The following is a 19,366-nucleotide window of genomic DNA, read 5'->3' as shown; positions in this document are numbered from 1 at the left end:
GGAGATTGAAGAATATAGAGGCTATTTTACACTGTCTGGCAACATTTCGCTCAGATAATTAGCACCACCGTGCAGGAAATCAGCTTAAGGGTGCCCGCTTATATTGAGTTATCAATCCGACTTAAGGTCGACGATAAAACGATTATGTTCGTTAACCGGGATATTGCGCCTGACGGTCTCCAGAAAATCAGCATCGAATTGCAGTGACGCGAAGCCCTCTCCTGCTCCTGCAAACACAGTGCACTCGCCCCAGGGATCAACGATCATTGCATGACCAAAGGTTTCCCGACCATTGGCATGCACCCCTTGTTGTGCTGCGGCGACGATATAAACCTGATTTTCTATCGCCCTGGCTTTTAATAAGGCAAACCAGTGCGCTTCTCCTGTCACCCGGGTAAACGCGCTCGGTACACAAATGACCTTCGCCCCCAGTTGCCGATAAGCGCGAAACAATTCTGGAAAACGTAAGTCATAGCAAATTGCCAAGCCAACCTGAATACCCGCAATGTTGACGCAGCTCAATTTTGTTCCCGCTTCGGTCAGATTGGACTCACGATATTGCCGGGTGCCATCATCAACATTAACGTCAAACAGGTGCAGTTTTTGGTAATCGGCAATTAACTTGCCATCGGGTGAGTAAAGCAAGCTGTTGGCATAAAATTTATTAGCTAACGGGCTTTTCACCGGCACTGACCCTGCGAGTAAAAAACATTGGTACTGGCGCGCCAAAGCCGCCAATTGAGTCTGCATACAGTTATCGGCAGCATCGCTTAGAGGCTCGGCGATCTGAGATTGCTGCTTATCACTTCCCCCAAAATACAGACAACATTCTGGCAACACCACCAGATGCTCTGATTGTGTATCAAAGGTTTGTTGATGCTGTTGTAACAAGCGCTCGATTTGCGCGAGATTCTCACTGACATCCGGAACAGAGGTCATCTGCATAGCGGTAAGCAACATTGCTATTGTTTTCCTTTGCCTTCTTGCTTAACGTTTTGTTTATTTTCTGGTAGAGATGCAACCGGTTTTCCGACACTCGGTGCGGGAGATACAATTTCAGTTGTGGGTTTGCGATCGTCGACTTTGATTCTGCGACTCTTACGTTCAAGTTCTTTAAATACTGGCTCATCAATGGTACCGGTTAGTTCAAAGCTTATCACCGAGATAACTTCCGATTGCTGCAGGACTTCATCCACAACCATAGCGCCGAGTCCTGCCGCCGGGTTAACCGCAAACGCGAGGATAATTGGAATCGACGAAGTCACTTTCGGTGCAAATGACATACGATAATCAAGGCTTTCATCGATAAGGTTGGTATTACCTTTGATGGTAACGTTACCGGCTACGCCATCCATGCGCAGATTATCGGTATAGATGACACCATTATTTAAAATAAAATCGCCTTTGATATCGTTGTAGAACATGCCTTTGGCGAATACATCGCGAAAATCGAGAGTGAGTTTACGAACCAGAGACTGGATACTAAACAGCGCCAGTAATCTCGCTCCTTTGTCATCAACATCCGCGAGATAACCGTCGTCAAGACGAGCACTTACCTTGCCATGCAAGCTTTCAAGCTCAAAATTTTGCGGACCACCCTGCCAGTTAAAACTAAAGGTAGAACTGATACCACTATCGCGGATTTCCGAGCCAAAACCCAGTCGGTCCATTTCCGAACCGAGATCTTTGGCGGTAAACTTACCTTGTATATCGGTAATGTTCGCTTCGTCATTAACCAGCCATTGCCCAGTCAGGTTGAGGTTGAAGCCTTTGCGCGAAGCAGTAAAGCTCTCTAATTTCGCGACATTTGTTCCTGTTTTAACTAAGGAAAAGTTAACCTTACCAAGGTCAAGACTTTGATATTTGCAGCTTGCGCACTTGAACAGAATTTTTGGCATATCCTCCGGCAGAAAAGCCACTTCAGAAATCGCTTCTTCTATTTCCACTATTTCCTGCTCAAGCTGCTCTTCGGTTTCAGGAATGTCTTCCATCAGGTGAATGAAATCCGCATCAATCTCAATTCCCTGGCGGGCAAAATCGTGATGAAATTTAACCCGGCTGCGAGCCTCATCAGAATTTAGCTGCAGTAGCCACCACGCTTCTTTATCAACCAAATTAAACGATACATCATTTAAATCCTGATCTAACAGCTGCAATTGCGCGATGCTGCCACGAATCCGCTCTGGAGCCTGAATAAAGCTTGGTGCCGAAGACTCGCCGGCAGTGCTGGGAATACTCTCTAAAATATCACTGACCAGGGTATACCAGGGTTGTAACTCTATTTGTGGTAAATCCGTGGTGATATGAAAGCCTTCAAGCGGTAAAAACATTTTCTCCCGGCCGAGAATTAAGTGGGAACGTTTAAATCGGACCTGTTGATGAAGTAATTCACCAAAAAATTTCAGGTCTTCACCCAGATTAACTTCGATATTTGAGTTGCTAACCCTGCCGCTGGCTTTGGCATTTAATGCCAGAGTTTGGCCTTCAGGTTTCCGGTATGGTTTCGGTAAGGTCAGGTCGGCATTTTGTAAATCGGAGTTAATGTCCAGCTTGTAGCTAAATTGCCCTTCTTCAGGCATAAAAAGGGCGAGTTTCCCCTGCCAATCCAGGCCTCCGGAAAGGTAGTGTTGCAGTGGCTCAGGGATCTCATTTTGATAATGCTGCGGCTGCCAATTGCCGGCCAGGTCTAAATCCACCTGATAGAAGTTATCTTCTATGCGACCATCCACGTTCATGTTAAGTGGCAGGTTACGCCAAAGCATATTCAGGCCGGTAGCTTTTATCGCTGAGTTTTCAAAGCTTAGTTTTCCACTGATGTTATTAAACTGCATCGCTGGCGCATTAAGGCTAGCCGATAAATTCGTGAAGTTTACGTCACCTTTGGCAACCGCTTTACTCGTATCAGTAAGCGGCAAATCCAGAGAAAACCAACCAGAGACATCACCTTGGGGATTAATAAATGTCAGCGTTTCGCCAACACTCTCTTGCAATGGGCTGTCCAGCATCAAGGCTTTTAAACGTTCACCATTAGTAGAGACCGGAGTTCTCACCGTAAGCATACCTGCAGCGCTTTTTAATTCAGGTATACCAACTTTTACGTTACGAGTTGGGATCCCCTTTAACCGGCCATCATGGGCGGTAATCATCATCGAGTTATTGGTGAAATTCAGATTAGCTTTTAAATTTTCAATCGCCGGCCAATCTTTGTGGAACTGGTATTTACTCTGCTCTATTTGTGCATCGACAACGAATACACCGGATTTATCGGTAAATGGAAAGTCCTGCAGATCGCCATTGAACAACACCTTAGCTTCAGTGAGGTTGCCATAAAAAATTGACTGGTTCAGATACGCTACCAGCGCCGGTGACATCTTCTTGAGCGGTAGATAATATTTCGCCCGGCTAACATCGCCATCAGTGACTTTTACGGCAAGCGCCATATTCATTGGCGCATTTTTCGGACTGGCGAGTTTCATCTGACCATCAACAGACAACTCATCAGAATCGAGATTTATCTTATCCGCCTCGAGACGCCAAAAGCCTTTTCCGTAATTTACTCTGACGTTGGCATTCAGCTCGGTGACCGGTATTGGCCTTGCAAAGTGCTCGCCAAAATCTAGTTCGCTGTCACTACTGGTTACGCTGGCAAAAATCTTATTATTAACGCGAGTCACAGTGCCGTGGAAGTTTTCGATGCCCGGTATGGCACCCACATTTTTCCAGCTAAAGTCTTGCATTTTCATTGACGCGAGTTGGTATCTGGGGCGCTGCTGCACATGCAGTTGTGCTACGTCGCCTTTAAGCTGCAGTTGTGAGACAAGCTCATATTGTTCAAACAGGCCTTCCGTTACTGGCAGGATTTGTGACCACTCTGAGACCGAAATTCTTGGTACATAGGTATGGCGAATACCTTTATCCTGCAAGATCGACAGACGCAACGGTGACAATGGCTGATTGTTGAGGGTTAATTGCAGTGGTGAAGACTGTAACCGAAAATTATTACCCTGACCGATACGTTGCCAATCGATTTGCCCTTGAGTCAGGCGAAGATCTAAAGGTTGTTCACCTTGCTCCCATTGCAGTGAATTCTCGCCAAGCTTGAGACGCATCGAAGTTACCAGTCCCTGAGAAACTTCAAACCAGGATTGGAAGTTAATGTTAGATGCTAACTCGTTACCCCGTTCACCTAAAAAGGTATCCAAAAATGGCGTGATATTAAGATTTGAAGCCTGCAGATACATTTTTCCAGCAAGCCCCTGTTCGGTGCCAGAGCGCAAATCTATGAGTAATTTGGCGGAATTATCAGCTAGTCCCTGCAAGTGAATATTACCGACTCCGCGATGGCGCTTACCCTCATTGAGCCAGGCCATCTGCGCAATTTCAAACGTGTGCTGTTGCTCGCCTTTGTCGACGACAAAGAAGCTGTCCTCAACCGTAAAGCGGCGAGTTTTCTGCAGGAATATATCGACAATAGATTGTACATCCGTGTTCGACTGTTTGTTTTGTTGCTGAATAAGTTGTTGCGGATTTACTGTTAACTGAGCACCGATCAGATGAAAGTTTTTGGCGATGAATGCACGCTGTTGAGCACTATTTATAATATCCAAAGAAACATCGATTTGTTGAATCTGCAGATCCAATGCCTGTTCTTGAGATACCGTCACATCTTTAACGACCAACGCCGGTCCAAAATTTTTCCAGCCTGCTGAAAGTTCCCCTATGGTGATTTCGCCGTCATACAGTTCATTGACGTAATCTTCAAGGCTGGCTTTGTAGGTGTGAGCATAAGGCAGAAACAAACGTGCAGCTGAAAACAGCACTGCGAACAGCACGAGCAACACCGCCAAGGTTTTGTAGAGGCGGTTGAGCCAGATGTTAAGCCATCGCTTCACGCCTTTCACTACATCATCACCACATCAAATTGTTCCTGGTTGTACATAGCCTCTGCCTGCACTTTGATCTGTTTGCCGACAAATACCTCTAGTTCTGCCAAATGATGGTATTCATCTTCGTTGAGAGATTCACTCACTGCGGGAGATGCATAAACAATAAACTTGTCGGCATCATAGGCACGGTTTACCCGAACAATTTCCCGTAATATTTCAAAACAGACCGTTTCTACCGTCTTCATATTGCCGCGGCCATCACAAACCGGGCATTGTGAGCACAATACGTGCTCGAGACTTTCACGTGTACGCTTTCGGGTCATTTCCACTAACCCGAGAGACGAAAAGCCGCTTACAGAATACTTCACCTTGTCTTTAGACATGGCTAATTCCAAACTGTTCAATACCCGTTTTTGATGCTCATTATTAGTCATATCTATAAAATCAACAATGATGATACCGCCGAGGTTTCTCAGTCTTAATTGCCGGGCGATCGCCTGAGTGGCTTCTATGTTGGTATTGAAAATGGTTTGTTCGAGGTTACGGTGACCAACAAATGCGCCGGTATTTATGTCGATAGTGGTCATAGCTTCGGTCTGATCGATGATCAGATACCCACCGGACTTGAGTTCGACTTTACGCTGTAAGGCTCGCTGTATTTCATTTTCAACATCGAATAAATCGAAAATAGGCCTTTCCCCCGGGTAATACTCAATGATTGGCGACATTTCGGGCACAAATTCCTGGGTAAATTCTTTGATTTCTTCGAAGCTTAGTTTTGAGTCAACCCGAATTCGCTCCAGGCCGCCACCGACAAAATCACGAATAACCCGAACCGCGAGGTCAAGATCCTGGTAAAGAGGCAGTTTGGTTTGTTTACGTTGCTTTCGCTCAGCAACTTTTTTCCAGACTCTTCGCAAAAATTCGGCATCGTGTCGAACTTCTTCATCCCCCGCGCCCTCTGCCGCAGTGCGGACAATAAAGCCACTTTGTTCATCACAATATGGGGTAACAATAGATTTTAAGCGTGCTCGTTCCTGTTCGCCGTCAATACGCTGGGAAACGCCGGCATGACTAGCGTTTGGCATCATAACCAGGTAACGCGAGGCAATGGTGATGTCAGTTGTGAGTCGGGCGCCTTTAGTGCCAAGCGGATCTTTTACCACTTGTACCATCAGATACTGGCCTTCGTGAACTAAGCTTCGGATATCTTTTTCGCTATCGTCTTTCTCGGTTCTGTCAGCAGTTATGAGGCGGGTGCGGATATCACTGGCGTGGAGAAATGCGGCTTTATCAAGGTTTATATCGACAAATGCCGCCTGCATACCAGGTAGTACACGAATGATTTTACCCAGATAGATGTTACCGACAATGCCGCGTTTACCATTACGTTCAATGTGCACTTCCTGCAAGGTGCCATTTTCTATCAGGGCAACACGAGTTTCACTTGGGGTAACGTTTATCAGAAGCTCGCCACTCATCGACTTATCGGTATCCTTTATTTTAAAAAGCGATTTAATACTTGTTCGGTCTCGTATAAGGGTAGGCCAACTATTGCAGAATAGCTGCCATCAATGCGGGTTACGAATTTGCCACCAATACCCTGAATTGCATAGCCGCCGGCTTTGTCGCAAGGCTCAGTGGTTTGCCAATAGGCTAGCATTTCTTGCTCATCGATTGACCGAAAATACACACTGGATTCGACTAACACTTCCTCGAGGCGTTCAGCGCAACGAACCGCAACCGCGGTTAGTACCCGGTGACGGTTGCCAGATAATCGTATAAACATGCGTCTAAAATCGTCATAATCCTGGGGCTTTTCGAGCACCGTATCATCGACCACCACTATGGTATCTGAGCCCAACACCAATGCTGATGAATCGAGATTTTTCTGACCTGCAGCAGACTTTTCCCGAGCCAGACGAACCACATATTGCTCTGGTGTTTCTCCGACAACAGGAAACTCTTCCACTGAACCGTCAATCAGTTGAAATTCTACACCGAGTTGACTTAATAGCTCCTGTCGCCTTGGCGATTTTGAAGCGAGATATAACATATCGGGGCCTAACGAACCTTAAACTGTCGTCGTATTTTCCGTAACAGTAGAAATATCACCCACCAAAGACTGGCACTGGTTATAACCGGTATCAGGTAGGTCATGGAAAAATCAACGCCGAATACAAACCGCTGTACCCAGAAAATAATCAAATGATAAAAAGCGGTTAATAATCCGATGATAAGCGATTGTTGCCAAAGAGAAAAGTTTCTAATGGTCTGATAATTATTGACCATCACATAAACCACTACCGCAAGCGCAAATGCATTGATTCCAAGAACACTACCAAGCAGTACATCGAGGAGCAGGCCTACGAACCAAGCCGTCAATACACTGACTCGATTAGGCAAAGCCATCGACCAGTAACACAGCACCAACAGCGCCCAGTTTGGACGGTAGGCGTCGACAGCTATCGGTAAAGGAATAATTGAAAAAATTAATGAGATAAAGATGGTGATATAAATCACCTTGGTATTATGTTTTGCCTTCATCCCTGACCTTCCTGGCTTTTCTCATTTGCTTCTTTATCGGGAGAATTCGGAGATACCTGTTGATTTGGCATATCTGGCCAAAGCAGCAATAAATAGCGCAAACGATCAATTTGTACCAGAGGTTTAATAGTGACTTCGGCGAACTCCCGGAAACTGTTAGCACTAATTTTGGTAACATTTGCAACCGGATAGCCCTCAGGGAATTTACCGCCAAGTCCTGAAGTCACCAACAAATCACCTTCTTGGATGTCTGTCGATAAAGGCACATGAATGACTTCCATGACATTTACACTACCGGTACCTTTACCAATCAGGCGAATTCCATTGCGATGAATGCGCAAAGGGATTGCATGGGAAATATCGGTAAGTAGCAGAACCCGGGAGTTATTCACTCCGACATGAAGAATTTGACCAGCAACACCATGGTCATCAACCACAGGTTGTCCTTCATAGAGTCCATCTTCCAACCCCCGATTAATTACTACCTGATGGGAATATGGATCTGAGTCAACGGCGAGTATTTCCGCGACCATTTTTTTGTAGTCCTGACGAACTGGTGATGCTAAAAGATTGCGAAGACGATCGTTCTCCTGCTTGAGAATATCCATCTGCAACAACTTTTCTTTTAACTTGAGTTCGTTTACCTGATAACGTTGATTTTCGGTCATCAGTTGCTTGCGACTCACCAGATTTTCAGCAGTGGAGTCCAGAAACTGCTTAGGTGCGTTGGCAAGATATTGCAAAGGGCTAACCAGGGACTGCATAAACCCCCTGGCCACTTCGAAACTCTCCAGCTCGTGATCGCAATACATAAAAGCTCCGGACAGAACCAGAGCTAAGAACATGCGTCGATGGCTGGAAAACCCTTCAACAAAAATTGGATTCATGGTTATTTCTCTTCCTTAATGTCGAGAAATGTGACTATTCATCAGAGAATATATCACCACCATGCATATCGATCATTTCTAAAGCTTTACCACCACCTCGAGCCACACAGGTCAATGGATCTTCAGCAACGATAACCGGGATACCGGTTTCTTCGGCCAACAGGCGGTCAAGATCTTTCAATAAAGCACCACCACCAGTCAATACCATACCGCGTTCAGAAATATCTGAGGCTAGTTCTGGTGGAGACTGTTCAAGGGCAACCATAATCGCACTAACGATACCTGTAAGAGGCTCTTGCAAGGCTTCAAGAATTTCATTGCTGTTCAAGGTAAAGCTGCGCGGTACACCTTCTGCCAGATTGCGACCACGAACCTCAATTTCAACCAGCTCTTCACCCGGATAGGCAGAACCAATTTCATGCTTGATGCGCTCAGCAGTAGCTTCACCGATAAGGCTACCGAAATTACGACGAACGTAGTTAATGATGGCTTCATCAAACTTGTCACCGCCAATACGAACCGACGACGAATAAACCAAACCATTTAGAGAAATGATACCCACTTCGGTTGTACCACCACCGATATCGACAACCATAGAACCAGTTGCTGCAGATACTGGCATATCAGCACCGATTGCCGCTGCCATTGGCTCATCAATCAAGTACACGTCACGTGCGCCAGCACCCAATGCTGACTCTTTAATCGCACGACGTTCAACCTGAGTAGAACCACAAGGAACACATACCAATACACGTGGGCTTGGACGAAGTAAGTTATTTGAGTGAACCTGCTTGATGAAATGCTGAAGCATTTTCTCGGTCACAAAGAAGTTGGCAATTACGCCGTCTTTCATCGGACGAATCGCTTCAATGTTGCCAGGTGTACGACCTAACATTTGTTTTGCAGCGGTACCTACGGCGGCAACGCTTTTCTGACCACCAGCGCGCTCCTGACGGATAGCGACAACCGATGGTTCGTCAAGGACAATGCCCTGATCTTTTACGTAAATAAGTGTATTAGCGGTTCCCAGATCGATAGATAGATCATTAGAGAACATGCCACGTAAATATTTAAACATGGTCGTATTTTCCTCTCGATACCACAAGGTATTTTTGCAACCCACAACCTGGACTTGCCGTGGGTGTGTACAACCAAGAATGGGGGTTCTTGAGTGAGTAATTAATTGGCCTAATCATACCCCAGTAAAATCAGTATGTATCGCCTAAATTTGAAAAAATAAGTAAAATTTTGCATTTTTTTTCGGAACACAAAACAAGCTCTTAAATTTCAGTTTGTTAGACTAGGTTTAGCGCCGTTTTTTATGACCAAAAAGTTAATAAAAAGTTGCCCTGGAAACAAATTTCTTTATCTAAACCATATCTCATTGCGGTTTTCTGAGAGGCCAGATTAAACAGAGTGCCCTGTTCACAAGCTGTTTAAATTTCAATCGCACAACATTAACCTACTGTGTTGGCGCACTGACGATTATTTTGGGTACAATAACAATATGCCCATCAATAAAAGTGTGTAATTGTGTCATTCGATCTGACATTGCCTTCGCCGATTCAGACTCTTTCGCATCCTTTGCTGGAACAAAAATCCATTAAGGTCTGGATAAAACGGGATGATTTAATCCACCCTGTCCTTTCAGGCAATAAATGGCGCAAATTAGTCGCTAATGTCGAACACTGTAAAGACAACAATATAAAACGCATCATAAGTTTTGGTGGTGCATATTCTAACCATATACATGCTCTGGCTTACGTTGGTATGCAATTTGGGATTAAGACCACGGGCATCATTCGGGGTGAATCACATTACGCCGATAACTATACGCTGCGCTGGGCCAGGCACTGGGGGATGGAACTGGAGTTTGTCGACCGTAAAACTTATCGCCTCAGAGATGATGCTGAATATGTTGCGCAGTTGCAGCAGCGTTTCCCAAATGCGGTGATTATCCCAGAGGGAGGCAGTAATGATCTTGCGCTCAATGGCGTTGGTAACATCATTAGAGAATTGGCAGATCAGGTAGACTACCAATATCTGCTTTGCCCGGTTGGCAGCGGTGGCACTATTGCCGGCCTTATTAACGCTGCTGACAACAAGAAAACGATAATTGGCATCAGTGCCTTAAAACAAGATGGTTATCTCAATGATCAGGTAACTGAGTTAATTGGTGACAAGGTTACTGGTGCAAAATGGGAAATTCGAAACGACTATCACTGTGGCGGTTATGGCAAATTTAAACCCCAGCATTTACAGCAAATGATTGAGCTAAAAGATCAGTTAAATATCCCTCTTGAGCCGGTTTATTCCGGAAAAATGATGCTCGGCTTTTTGGATTTGCTACGAAACGATAAGTTTCCCCCTGGCAGTCGCATTGTTTTACTGCACACAGGAGGCTTGCAGGGCCTTGGCGGAATGGCTGAACGCGGATTGATTGATGGCAAGCAATGGCCGATTCCTGAATTGCCTGCGGCAGATTAGTCGAGGGTTAGTCCTCGGCAATTGCTCCACACATTGCTCTAATAGGTTACTTCCCTGTACGACCGACACAATCGATATACCAACATCCTTGTAGGTAACCATTCATGGCTCGTAAGGAAATGTAAAGGGATTTACGGAATGTCGAGATATCATGGATGACAATATCTCGACGAAATACATCCATGTATAAACCCTCACTATCACCATCCATGGCTCGTGAGGATAAATACATCCATGTATAAAAAAAGCCGGCATTGCCGGCTTTTCCTTAAACAACTTTAGTTGCTTATGCTTCTGGGATAACAACTAGCTTGATAGCAGTGTCAACGTCCGCGTGTAAGTGAATTGCGATTTCGAACTCACCAGTTTCACGGATTGTACCTAGAGGCAAACGAACTTCAGCTTTAGTTACTTCTACGCCAGCTTCAGTGATCGCGTCAGCGATGTCACGAGTACCGATAGAACCGAAAAGCTTACCTTCGTCACCAGCTTTTGAAGCGATAGTCACTTCAGCTAGTTCGTTAAGCTTAGCAGCGCGAGCTTCAGCAGCAGCTAAAACTTCACCTAATTGCTTTTCAAGTTCAGCACGACGTGCTTCGAAGTGTTCAACGTTAGCTTTTGATGCAATAACAGCCTTACCTTTAGGTAGAAGGTAGTTACGTGCATATCCAGACTTAACAGTTACCTGATCACCCAGGCCGCCTAATTTGGCGATTTTATCTAGAAGAATTACTTCCATTTTAACAGCCCCTTTAGGTTACTTGTGAAGATCAGTATATGGTAATAGAGATAAGTAACGAGCACGCTTGATCGCACGACCAAGTTGACGTTGATACTTAGCTGAAGTACCAGTGATACGGCTAGGAACGATTTTACCACTTTCAGTGATATAGTTTTTCAACGTTGCGATATCTTTGTAATCGATTTCGCTTACGCCTTCTGCGCTGAAGCGACAGAACTTACGACGTCTAAAGAAACGAGACATTTAATTTCTCCTAATTAATCATTTCAATCTGTTGGGCATGTAACACCAGAATGGGATTGCCATTTCGGCTTTCATGGCGATTAATAAAGCCACGAATTTTTACGTTACAGCCTGCAGTTAAATCACGAGTTAAGCTTTGTGACCATTGTCCCGTTGCCACCACCTGCATTCTGACAAATGCGTTACGGGTTAAGCCATCTTCTGTTTGCACTGATTTGTGGTCAATCACAAATTGACAATGATGAATCCCGGCGGGGCTGGTTGATAACTTTGGTGGTTTAACCACCTCACCTGTCAACTCAAGACAATTATCAGTCACTTAAGTACTATTCTTCGCTTGCAGCTTCTTCGGCTTTTGCTTCAGGTGCTGGAGCAGCTTCAGTAGTCACTTCTTTTTAGCTTCGCGGCGCTCATCGCGACGGTCTTCTTTAGCCATTGGAGAGGCTTCAGATACCGCGCCTTTAGTGCGCATGATCATGTTACGAATAACAACGTCGTTATAACGGAAAGAAGTTTCTAATTCATCAATCACAGCTTGTGGAGCTTCAACGTTCATAAGAACGTAGTGAGCTTTGTGCAGCTTGTTGATTGGGTAAGCTAACTGACGACGACCCCAGTCTTCTAGACGGTGGATCTGGCCTTCAGCGCCTTTGATCAGGTCGGTATAACGTTGGATCATACCAGTAACTTGTTCACTCTGATCAGGGTGAACCATAAATACGATTTCGTAATGACGCATTACGAGCTCCTTACGGTTGTAGCCTCTTGCTGGCTCAGCCATCACCAGTATAAAGGCAAGGAACAAAATATTAAGGCTGAATTAAGGTCGCGTATTGTAGGGAAAATAGTCAGCTAACGCAAGTAAAAGTGAAACGGGGGTTGGAAGTTCTTCAGAACGCATCGCAAGCGATGCTTCGAGCACGTGACGGAAAACGTCACTTCGGGTACACAATCAAAGATTGTTCCGGGTACGCGACAAAAAACGTCGCTTCGAGTAAAAAGCAAAAAACCTTGCGTCATTCCCTGATACTACAGGGAATCTTAGCTAGAGCCGAATGACTCTAGTGTGCCATAAGCCGAAGTTACCACTTTCTTTAGAAGAGGACAGCGTCGAAGAGAACGTTGTCGTAGAGGACTCCGTCGGTTTTGGCCATGGATGGCTTATATGCAGAAAATGCAGGAGCAATTTTCTGTGAGGACGCTGTCGAAATTCGTCATTGCGGCGACGGCCGTAATCTCGTTTTTCGGGATGGAATTTCAAAGTGCCTGAATGACTCTAGTGTGCCACAAGCGGGAGTTTAAACTCCCTGAGTATGTATCGTAAACGATACTCCGGGTACGCGACAAAAAAACGTCGCTTCGAGTGAGGTAAGCTTCGCTGAGGGAGGTGGGAGGTTTTGGCCAGGGATTGGCCTATATGCCGAAAATGCAGGAGCAATTTTCGGTGGAAGAATGCATCAAAAAACTTTGCGTCATTCCCTGATACTACCGGGAATCTTAGCTAGGGCCGAATGTCTCTAGTGTGCCAATAGCTGCCCGTTAGCAATTGCTAATATACGCTGGTTTCGAGGTGATAACGCCTCGTTAAGAGGCAATAAAATTGTTGGCTAAAATTAAGCGACGAAGGAGTAAAAGCCAACAGTTTTTTGTCCTTTTTTAAACGACTTGTTAGGGATATTACTCCAACAAAGCCTCTTTAGTTTCAATGAGTAAGCGAGCAACTTCAAGTGCCTTTTTACTATTTGCGGACATTCCCATTGAGCCTGACTCTACTTTAATTAAATAAGCTGAAACCTCATGATCTTTCGAGTTGTTAAGTAACAATTTAAAAACTTGCGGTAAATAGGATTGGTACTCATCACGAGCCATCGGTATATCGCAAACACCTATAGGATCCCAAAGGTAAAATAGGATTTCATCAACTCGACGATATAGCCCTTTTTCTGAAGTACTGAGCTTATTATTCATATATCCCTAACAGTTTATTATGTAGACGGCTTAGTAATTCCCGTCTATTTTGGTCCCCTTAAATTACCAGAAAGAAACTAAAATTCAATCAGTTAAAAATCATCCAAGCGCCAATGTGCCAGTTTTCGCGGAAATTACTGAGAAGGCTTAGTAATCACTCTCATGAAAGGTTGAGAATTTTCTTTCATTTTAGGTGGTTAGCTAGATTTTCGATAAACGTCAGGAATTACTTAGAATTCTTAGTAATTCTCGTTTGGGGGAATTCTGAATGACTGCAGATCGCTCCAATCAGCCGATCACGACTGCCTATAAATATCTTATGAACTTAGTTCAAATTTGCATGTGGTAATTAGCCCCTTAGGAGACTCGGTTTCACTTGTGGCAATGAAGAACCACTTTTTCACAGCATTTATGCAGCTCTGTTCGAATACGCCTTTTGGCGAGCATTCTAAAACTTCTATATTATGCGGTTTACTCGATTCATTAAGCTTAATATCGAAAGAGACACGGCAATATCCTTCTATGTTTTGTTCAAAAGCATCTTTCGGATACATTGCTTCAATATGTACGACTGGCTTTATCTCATCTCTATTCTCAATTGCGTTCGCAATCACAGGAGAAACACTGCTTGTTTTCTCAGATGTTGTTTGACACCCTGAGAGTAGTAAAAAGGCTGAAAGTAACCCTGTTTTTATAATTATTTTCACAACTTATTCCTATTCATTTTACGTCTGCTTCTCGCTCTTCTGAGACATTAACCGTTTCTTACTGTTAACGTCAATCGAGTAATTCAATTACAACTGACGGATTGTAATTATGTATATTGACGAGCTATTTTATTTCTTTAACTCGGCGATAATTTTGTCTGCGCGTGCAGGTGAATGATTCCTTTCAACGGTTAAATATTCATATAACGAAGCCGCCGTTCTGCCACCCAAAGAGTAGCTTTCAATCGTTGCTCCATGATTCAGCAGCGTTTTCGCATTCCTATAGTTGCCGATCATTACAGCTAGTAAAAGAGGTGAATAGCCAGATTCGTTAATTGTATTCACATTGATTTTATTGAGACTAAGGAGATATTCGAGCGTGGTCTCATGGGCAGCAGACGCATGTAGTAAATTGGAACCATGAGAATTTGTTTCAGTTACAACTTCTGGGGACGATTCAACGATCGACTTTAAAATGTCTAAACGTTCCCAGTCAACAGCGTAAAGGGCCTTGGTAATATCGGGAACATTCATAGCCAAAATATCCGGAGTAAAATCGATAATTTCCACCCCTTCAAAATCATCTATAAAAACCAAACGATTATCGATTATCTTATGTGGAGGCACCATAAGCCTCAGATTGCTGTAACCAGAGTGATTATCAACCTTGCCCGCATAATCAAAGCTAACACCATTACATGGGTCCATAAAGCCACCGTCTGTTTTGGAAACAGAACAGCCTAATATGGGGCTGGACATACTATAAATTCCAAATTCAGGGTTCTCGCTCATGTAAACATTATTCTCTGTTATATATTGTTCTGTGAACTGACGAATCGCGCTAGCAAATTCATTGCCCCGTACCCTTGCAATAGATTGATAATAAGTAAAACGGTCACGCTTATCTGGAGTGTTTTCAAAAGACTCCTGAATTAATTTTAATTGTGCCGGAGTTCTTCGATGAATCAGTATAGGGTATCCGTTCCAAGAAGTTTTCTGTATTGAATCTAAGGGTGGATTTACTAAATTTATCTGTTCTGGTTTTAGGGAAGTCCCTTCAGAAATAAAGGAAAGTGATAATAGCGCGATAGCTAAGCAGGCATGCGTTTTAGTAATTAGTCTAGAGTCCAATTTAAAAATAAAATTCATCCTAATCCTTGAGGAATTATCCCTCTCTTTAAGCTTTTTCCGTAATTAAAGTTCAATACAATTAGAGATAAACCTATACGTGACGAATGTCTCTAGATCGCTCATTTCAGCCCCTGGTGCCTACTTATTCAAGCTACCACTGAATAGCTTGGGTTTAATATACAAAATAACTGAGCCAATACAAAATGACACGGGTACAACAATCAAATTTGTAACTGTCGCCTCAATGAGCGAGGCCATAATCATTTCAGGCTCGTAGGTTTTGTAGTAGTAAACATCAAATGTTAGATAGGCGAAGAACACTAAGTAAGTTAATACACCTGTCCCTACAAGGCGTGTGTAGATACTGCGCTTATGAAATACAAAACCGACAACTGTTGAATAAATTATTAGACCTGTAAACAACTCAATGATCCTTATGTTTTAGTTGCCGGAAACTCTTCTCTTCAATATAAAAACTAACGAACCGGAATGTCTCTGATTCGCTCACACCAGCCGCTCGCGACTAGCAATGTTTCAATAATTTACGTTATTTATGGCGACGTCGCAAATGTGCCAACAGCCGCCCGTTAGCTATTGCAAATATACGTTGGTTTTGAGGTGCGTTAACGCCCCTGCCATAGTGATCTTGTTAGTAACGACCAAATTTAGCTAACTTAATTATTTCCAATATTTCAGAGTCTGAATAAGGCGAAAGCTGTATGCTAAGAAGTAGGCTAGCTGTATCAATAGCCTTTGAGCCATTTCTCGATAGTACATTTCTATTGTATTTAACCCTTAGTTTCAAAAACCTTCCACTTTTGAACCTAAACACGGATGCATCTAAAATACTTCCCCAAGGAATTAGGTTTTTAAACCCATATTTATTCAGTCCATTTTGGACGATACCTTCCTCATGAATTTCAACTCGTGCTGCTCGTGCTGAAAGAAGAGTTACACAAACAAATACAATACTTATTCCAAAAGGAACGAGAAACATCACAATGAGAAGTTCACCGTTATTTAGAATATCAGTAATATTCCCGACCTTATAAAATAGCGCACCAAAGAATAGTGTGTTTATCATCAGGCTTGTAAACAAAATAGAATTTTTGATGGTAGCTTTTGTTGGTTTTAACTTAATAGGTAACTTCATCGTAAAGTCGCTAACAATTTTATAGTACGCAAGTTGCGCATATTTTTGGGTGTGGAAGAAAGCTCGAAGTTCAGCAGCTAAAAAAGAACAGCTTTCCAAAACATCAACGGCTGCAGATCGCTCAATCCTGCCCTTCGGCTTTCAGCAAAGTTTTTTCAAGACTTCGTTTCTTATAGTTTCTTCGCCCAGCCAAGTACCCAAATAGATAAATTAACGGCATACTCAGAACAATTACAGTGGAAATGTTTACAAATAGCTTGGGAACGTGGATTTCCAATGTACGTGCGCTTCTGACTTCAATTAAGTCAGCAAGTTGTTCCGTGGTTAATTGAACCTCTCCTGTTCTAAGATCTTTCGCGAGTTCAGTACCTGATTGCTCTTGCTGGAATTGAGAATCCAGGTAAGTTTCTAGAGTTGAATTCAACTTAAAACTAATTACTATCGAACATGCTATTAGCACTATGACCTGTAACAATACTCTATGCATTTCATTCTCAATTAATTATTTTTATAAGTCTAAAACGGCTGTTTATCGCTCATCAGAGACATTAACCTTTTCAAACTATTGACGTCAAATCTATGCCAACCAGAGTCATTCAACATTTCTATTGCATCGGAAAAGCGAGAAAACTAAACAGCTATTCCCCAACAGGTAATGCATCCCAGCCCAAGTCTTCAACCAGCTTTTGCAATTGCGGCGGACGATAGCTGCTGTCGCTTTCATAGCGCGACTTTACACTAGGATGAATCAAGGTTGGCTTATCAGCAATTAGCAAGGGCCTGTCTAAGGGTTTCTTTACCCGATACACATGCTTTCGAGAACGGTGAATGGGAGCCAGAGTACCATCGGTTAATTCTTCATTGATATGAGGTTCAAGCTCAAGACCCGTTGCTTGTGCCTCTTTTAACATCCAGGCTAGAGGCGTATCTGCGGCCACCCGCCCCGTATCTTTCTCAGGCGGATAAGAACCGCCTACATCAGAGTGCACTCCGGCAAACCAAACCTGTTTTAAATCAACGCCTGGTCTTGGTACCCAAACCGTAGGCTCAAAATCCTGACGTTTCTCATCGATTGCCAGGGCGTGGCGGGCAAAACTAATGTTCGATCCCATCTTGGTATCGTAAAACTCATCATGACTTTCAAATAAGCCCATGAAGCTAAACGGGATCCCTAAGGCTCCGACGGTGTCCCAGACACCAACGAAGTGGATATGTTTTGATGGATGGCAGTAATCATTAAAGAAAGCTTTGGCGTGGTCGCCTTTTGGATTGTTTTTATCGACCGGGCTTTTATAGATTTGCCAGGCCTCACTAATACGGTTTGCGTGTTGGCGCTTTAAAATTCCACAATTGTTTATTAATCCACTTAATGCTCTTACCGTATAGGCACCACGGCTAAAGCCAAACAGATAAATCTGGTCACCTTCCGCGTAGTTTTGCACGATATAACGATAACCATCGAGAATGTTTTTATGGATACCTGCGCCAGTTGCGCCCGCGCCGGCAGAGTTGTGATAGGAACCCAGACCCCAGTCATAGAATACGTGTTGTTTATTTTCACTGCTACCCGGAGAAATTGCTCGTGCCAGTTTTAATACGTTGGTAGGGAAGTCTTTTTGCAAGTCTTCTTCAGGTCGATTCCAGGTACCATCAGCACAGATAATAATGTTTGCCATGAGTAATCTCTCAAAGAGCCATAACATTAGTGTACCCAGATTTATAAGTTTCTCAATAAAAGCAGATAGATGGAGAGGTAAATACCAAGAGGGCAAAGTCGTTAATGTTGTCAACCACCCTGCCCCCCTTTCGCAACGAGAGGGGCTCAAGGTGATTATGAACTTAGATTCTGGCGAACAATCTCAAATAGGCAGATACCACAGGCAACGGAAACATTTAAGCTTGAAACCGCCCCAGCCATAGGGAGTTTTACCAACTCATCACAGGTTTCTCGAGTCAGTCGGCGCATGCCTTTACCTTCAGCTCCCATCACTAAGGCAATTGGGCCGGTAAGTTTGCAATCATAAATCGATTGTTGTGCTTCTCCGGCAGTACCCACTAACCAGACACCAAGTTCCTGCATGGCTTTCATTGAGCGGGCTAAGTTCGTTACCTGTACCAACGGAATTGTTTCGGCGGCGCCTACGGCGACTTTTCTTACTGTGGAAGTAATGCGTGCAGCGTTATCTTTTGGAACAACAATAGCATCGACACCAGCGGCATCGGCATTACGCAAACAAGCACCGAGATTATGCGGATCGGTAACCCCATCAAGAATTAGTAGAAAAGGATTCTTTCCCGATTGCTTAGCGTTTTCAATAATAGCGTCCAGATCGTTTTCGGTGTATGTCTTACCGGGTTTTACCCGAGCAATGACTCCCTGATGCTGCTCTCCCTGGCTTTTATCATCAAGCGCTTTACGGTGCACAAACTGCACTGACACACCATATTTGCGCGCCAGGTTAATAATCGGCAGCAGGCGCTCATCTTCGCGGCCTTTTAAAAACCAGATTTCAATAAACCGCTCTGGTGCGCGTTTAATTAACGCGTTTACGGCATGGATACCGAAGACAAGTTCGTCGTGTTTTGCCATATCTGTTACTAAATTACCTTTGATA

The 19,366-nt window shown here is 43.8% G+C and carries 19 protein-coding genes; 1 reads left to right on the top strand and 18 read right to left on the bottom strand.

The window, feature by feature from the left end:
* Positions 1–111: 111 nt before the first annotated feature.
* The 7 genes from FNC98_RS02355 to FNC98_RS02325 are packed head-to-tail and all read right to left on the bottom strand — an operon-like array spanning position 112 to position 9,398.
* Positions 112–960 (bottom strand): carbon-nitrogen hydrolase family protein, encoded by an 849-nt coding sequence (locus FNC98_RS02355; RefSeq protein ID WP_143579752.1) that lies wholly within the window; start codon positions 958–960, stop codon positions 112–114.
* A gap of 2 nt (positions 961–962) precedes the next feature.
* A complete protein-coding gene (locus tag FNC98_RS02350) occupies positions 963–4,892 on the bottom strand; it encodes a YhdP family protein (RefSeq protein WP_185968036.1) in 3,930 nt (1,309 codons plus the stop codon).
* Between the two features lie 8 nt (positions 4,893–4,900).
* Positions 4,901–6,367, bottom strand: coding sequence for a ribonuclease G (rng, locus tag FNC98_RS02345; protein ID WP_143579750.1), 1,467 nt, complete (start codon positions 6,365–6,367; stop codon positions 4,901–4,903).
* Positions 6,368–6,384: 17 nt separating this feature from the next.
* Positions 6,385–6,942 (bottom strand): Maf family protein, encoded by a 558-nt coding sequence (locus tag FNC98_RS02340; RefSeq protein ID WP_143579749.1) that lies wholly within the window; start codon positions 6,940–6,942, stop codon positions 6,385–6,387.
* A gap of 8 nt (positions 6,943–6,950) precedes the next feature.
* Positions 6,951–7,433 (bottom strand): rod shape-determining protein MreD, encoded by a 483-nt coding sequence (gene mreD, locus FNC98_RS02335; RefSeq protein WP_143579748.1) that lies wholly within the window; start codon positions 7,431–7,433, stop codon positions 6,951–6,953.
* Positions 7,430–8,320 (bottom strand): rod shape-determining protein MreC, encoded by an 891-nt coding sequence (gene mreC / locus FNC98_RS02330; protein ID WP_143579747.1) that lies wholly within the window; start codon positions 8,318–8,320, stop codon positions 7,430–7,432. Before mreC ends, mreD begins: the two co-directional genes overlap by 4 nt.
* 34 nt (positions 8,321–8,354) lie before the next feature.
* The gene (locus FNC98_RS02325; protein WP_136734061.1) at positions 8,355–9,398 is read right to left on the bottom strand and encodes a rod shape-determining protein; all 1,044 of its coding nucleotides are present in this window, start codon (positions 9,396–9,398) and stop codon (positions 8,355–8,357) included.
* A 455-nt stretch (positions 9,399–9,853) separates the two neighbouring features.
* Between FNC98_RS02325 and FNC98_RS02320 the strand changes: the two genes are divergently transcribed.
* A complete protein-coding gene (locus tag FNC98_RS02320) occupies positions 9,854–10,807 on the top strand; it encodes a 1-aminocyclopropane-1-carboxylate deaminase/D-cysteine desulfhydrase (protein ID WP_260680414.1) in 954 nt (317 codons plus the stop codon).
* A gap of 46 nt (positions 10,808–10,853) precedes the next feature.
* Here the strand turns inward: FNC98_RS02320 and FNC98_RS16760 are convergent, their stop codons facing one another.
* The 11 genes from FNC98_RS16760 to rlmB all read right to left on the bottom strand — a co-directional run bounded on the left by FNC98_RS16760 (position 10,854) and on the right by rlmB (position 19,341).
* On the bottom strand, positions 10,854–10,991 hold the full coding sequence (locus FNC98_RS16760; RefSeq protein WP_185968035.1) for a hypothetical protein: 138 nt from the start codon (positions 10,989–10,991) through the stop codon (positions 10,854–10,856).
* Positions 10,992–11,093: 102 nt separating this feature from the next.
* A complete protein-coding gene (gene rplI / locus FNC98_RS02315) occupies positions 11,094–11,546 on the bottom strand; it encodes a 50S ribosomal protein L9 (protein ID WP_143579746.1) in 453 nt (150 codons plus the stop codon).
* Positions 11,547–11,564: 18 nt separating this feature from the next.
* Positions 11,565–11,792: a 30S ribosomal protein S18 gene (rpsR, locus tag FNC98_RS02310; protein ID WP_136734056.1), complete on the bottom strand. Its 228-nt coding sequence runs from the start codon at positions 11,790–11,792 to the stop codon at positions 11,565–11,567.
* Positions 11,793–11,802: 10 nt separating this feature from the next.
* Positions 11,803–12,111: a primosomal replication protein N gene (gene priB, locus FNC98_RS02305; protein ID WP_143579745.1), complete on the bottom strand. Its 309-nt coding sequence runs from the start codon at positions 12,109–12,111 to the stop codon at positions 11,803–11,805.
* Between the two features lie 66 nt (positions 12,112–12,177).
* Positions 12,178–12,531, bottom strand: a complete 354-nt coding sequence (gene rpsF / locus FNC98_RS02300) for a 30S ribosomal protein S6 (protein ID WP_143579744.1) — start codon at positions 12,529–12,531, stop codon at positions 12,178–12,180.
* A 938-nt stretch (positions 12,532–13,469) separates the two neighbouring features.
* Complete coding sequence (locus tag FNC98_RS02295; protein WP_143579743.1) at positions 13,470–13,760, bottom strand: hypothetical protein; 291 nt, start codon at positions 13,758–13,760, stop codon at positions 13,470–13,472.
* Between the two features lie 317 nt (positions 13,761–14,077).
* A complete protein-coding gene (locus tag FNC98_RS02290; RefSeq protein ID WP_143579742.1) occupies positions 14,078–14,467 on the bottom strand; it encodes an energy transducer TonB in 390 nt (129 codons plus the stop codon).
* Between the two features lie 129 nt (positions 14,468–14,596).
* On the bottom strand, positions 14,597–15,616 hold the full coding sequence (locus tag FNC98_RS02285) for an ankyrin repeat domain-containing protein (protein WP_143579741.1): 1,020 nt from the start codon (positions 15,614–15,616) through the stop codon (positions 14,597–14,599).
* 631 nt (positions 15,617–16,247) lie between these two features.
* Positions 16,248–16,751, bottom strand: coding sequence for a hypothetical protein (locus FNC98_RS02280; protein WP_143579740.1), 504 nt, complete (start codon positions 16,749–16,751; stop codon positions 16,248–16,250).
* 638 nt (positions 16,752–17,389) lie between these two features.
* Entirely contained in the window at positions 17,390–18,427 is a 1,038-nt protein-coding gene (locus FNC98_RS02275; protein ID WP_143579739.1) for a DUF2235 domain-containing protein, read from the bottom strand.
* Between the two features lie 155 nt (positions 18,428–18,582).
* Positions 18,583–19,341, bottom strand: a complete 759-nt coding sequence (gene rlmB / locus FNC98_RS02270; protein ID WP_143579738.1) for a 23S rRNA (guanosine(2251)-2'-O)-methyltransferase RlmB — start codon at positions 19,339–19,341, stop codon at positions 18,583–18,585.
* Positions 19,342–19,366: the final 25 nt, after the last annotated feature.

Origin of the sequence: Thalassotalea sp. PS06, from assembly GCF_007197775.1 — a bacterium.
GTDB lineage: Bacteria > Pseudomonadota > Gammaproteobacteria > Enterobacterales > Alteromonadaceae > Thalassotalea_A.
The sequence above is the reverse complement of the archived record's forward strand: the minus strand, read 5'-3'. Positions and strand labels throughout refer to the sequence as shown.

Excerpts from the sequence above, each read along its gene's own strand:
- FNC98_RS02285 (WP_143579741.1), bottom strand. The coding sequence starts at position 15,616 with ATGAATTTTATTTTTAAATTGGACTCTAGACTAATTACTAAAACGCAT.
- rpsR (WP_136734056.1), bottom strand. The coding sequence starts at position 11,792 with ATGTCTCGTTTCTTTAGACGTCGTAAGTTCTGTCGCTTCAGCGCAGAA.
- FNC98_RS16760 (WP_185968035.1), bottom strand. The coding sequence starts at position 10,991 with ATGGATGTATTTCGTCGAGATATTGTCATCCATGATATCTCGACATTC.
- rlmB (WP_143579738.1), bottom strand. The coding sequence starts at position 19,341 with ATGGCAAAACACGACGAACTTGTCTTCGGTATCCATGCCGTAAACGCG.
- rng (WP_143579750.1), bottom strand. The coding sequence starts at position 6,367 with ATGAGTGGCGAGCTTCTGATAAACGTTACCCCAAGTGAAACTCGTGTT.
- rpsF (WP_143579744.1), bottom strand. The coding sequence starts at position 12,531 with ATGCGTCATTACGAAATCGTATTTATGGTTCACCCTGATCAGAGTGAA.
- FNC98_RS02280 (WP_143579740.1), bottom strand. The coding sequence starts at position 16,751 with ATGAAGTTACCTATTAAGTTAAAACCAACAAAAGCTACCATCAAAAAT.
- FNC98_RS02275 (WP_143579739.1), bottom strand. The coding sequence starts at position 18,427 with ATGGCAAACATTATTATCTGTGCTGATGGTACCTGGAATCGACCTGAA.
- FNC98_RS02295 (WP_143579743.1), bottom strand. The coding sequence starts at position 13,760 with ATGAATAATAAGCTCAGTACTTCAGAAAAAGGGCTATATCGTCGAGTT.
- mreD (WP_143579748.1), bottom strand. The coding sequence starts at position 7,433 with ATGAAGGCAAAACATAATACCAAGGTGATTTATATCACCATCTTTATC.
- FNC98_RS02325 (WP_136734061.1), bottom strand. The coding sequence starts at position 9,398 with ATGTTTAAATATTTACGTGGCATGTTCTCTAATGATCTATCTATCGAT.
- FNC98_RS02340 (WP_143579749.1), bottom strand. The coding sequence starts at position 6,942 with ATGTTATATCTCGCTTCAAAATCGCCAAGGCGACAGGAGCTATTAAGT.
- FNC98_RS02355 (WP_143579752.1), bottom strand. The coding sequence starts at position 960 with ATGTTGCTTACCGCTATGCAGATGACCTCTGTTCCGGATGTCAGTGAG.
- rplI (WP_143579746.1), bottom strand. The coding sequence starts at position 11,546 with ATGGAAGTAATTCTTCTAGATAAAATCGCCAAATTAGGCGGCCTGGGT.
- mreC (WP_143579747.1), bottom strand. The coding sequence starts at position 8,320 with ATGAATCCAATTTTTGTTGAAGGGTTTTCCAGCCATCGACGCATGTTC.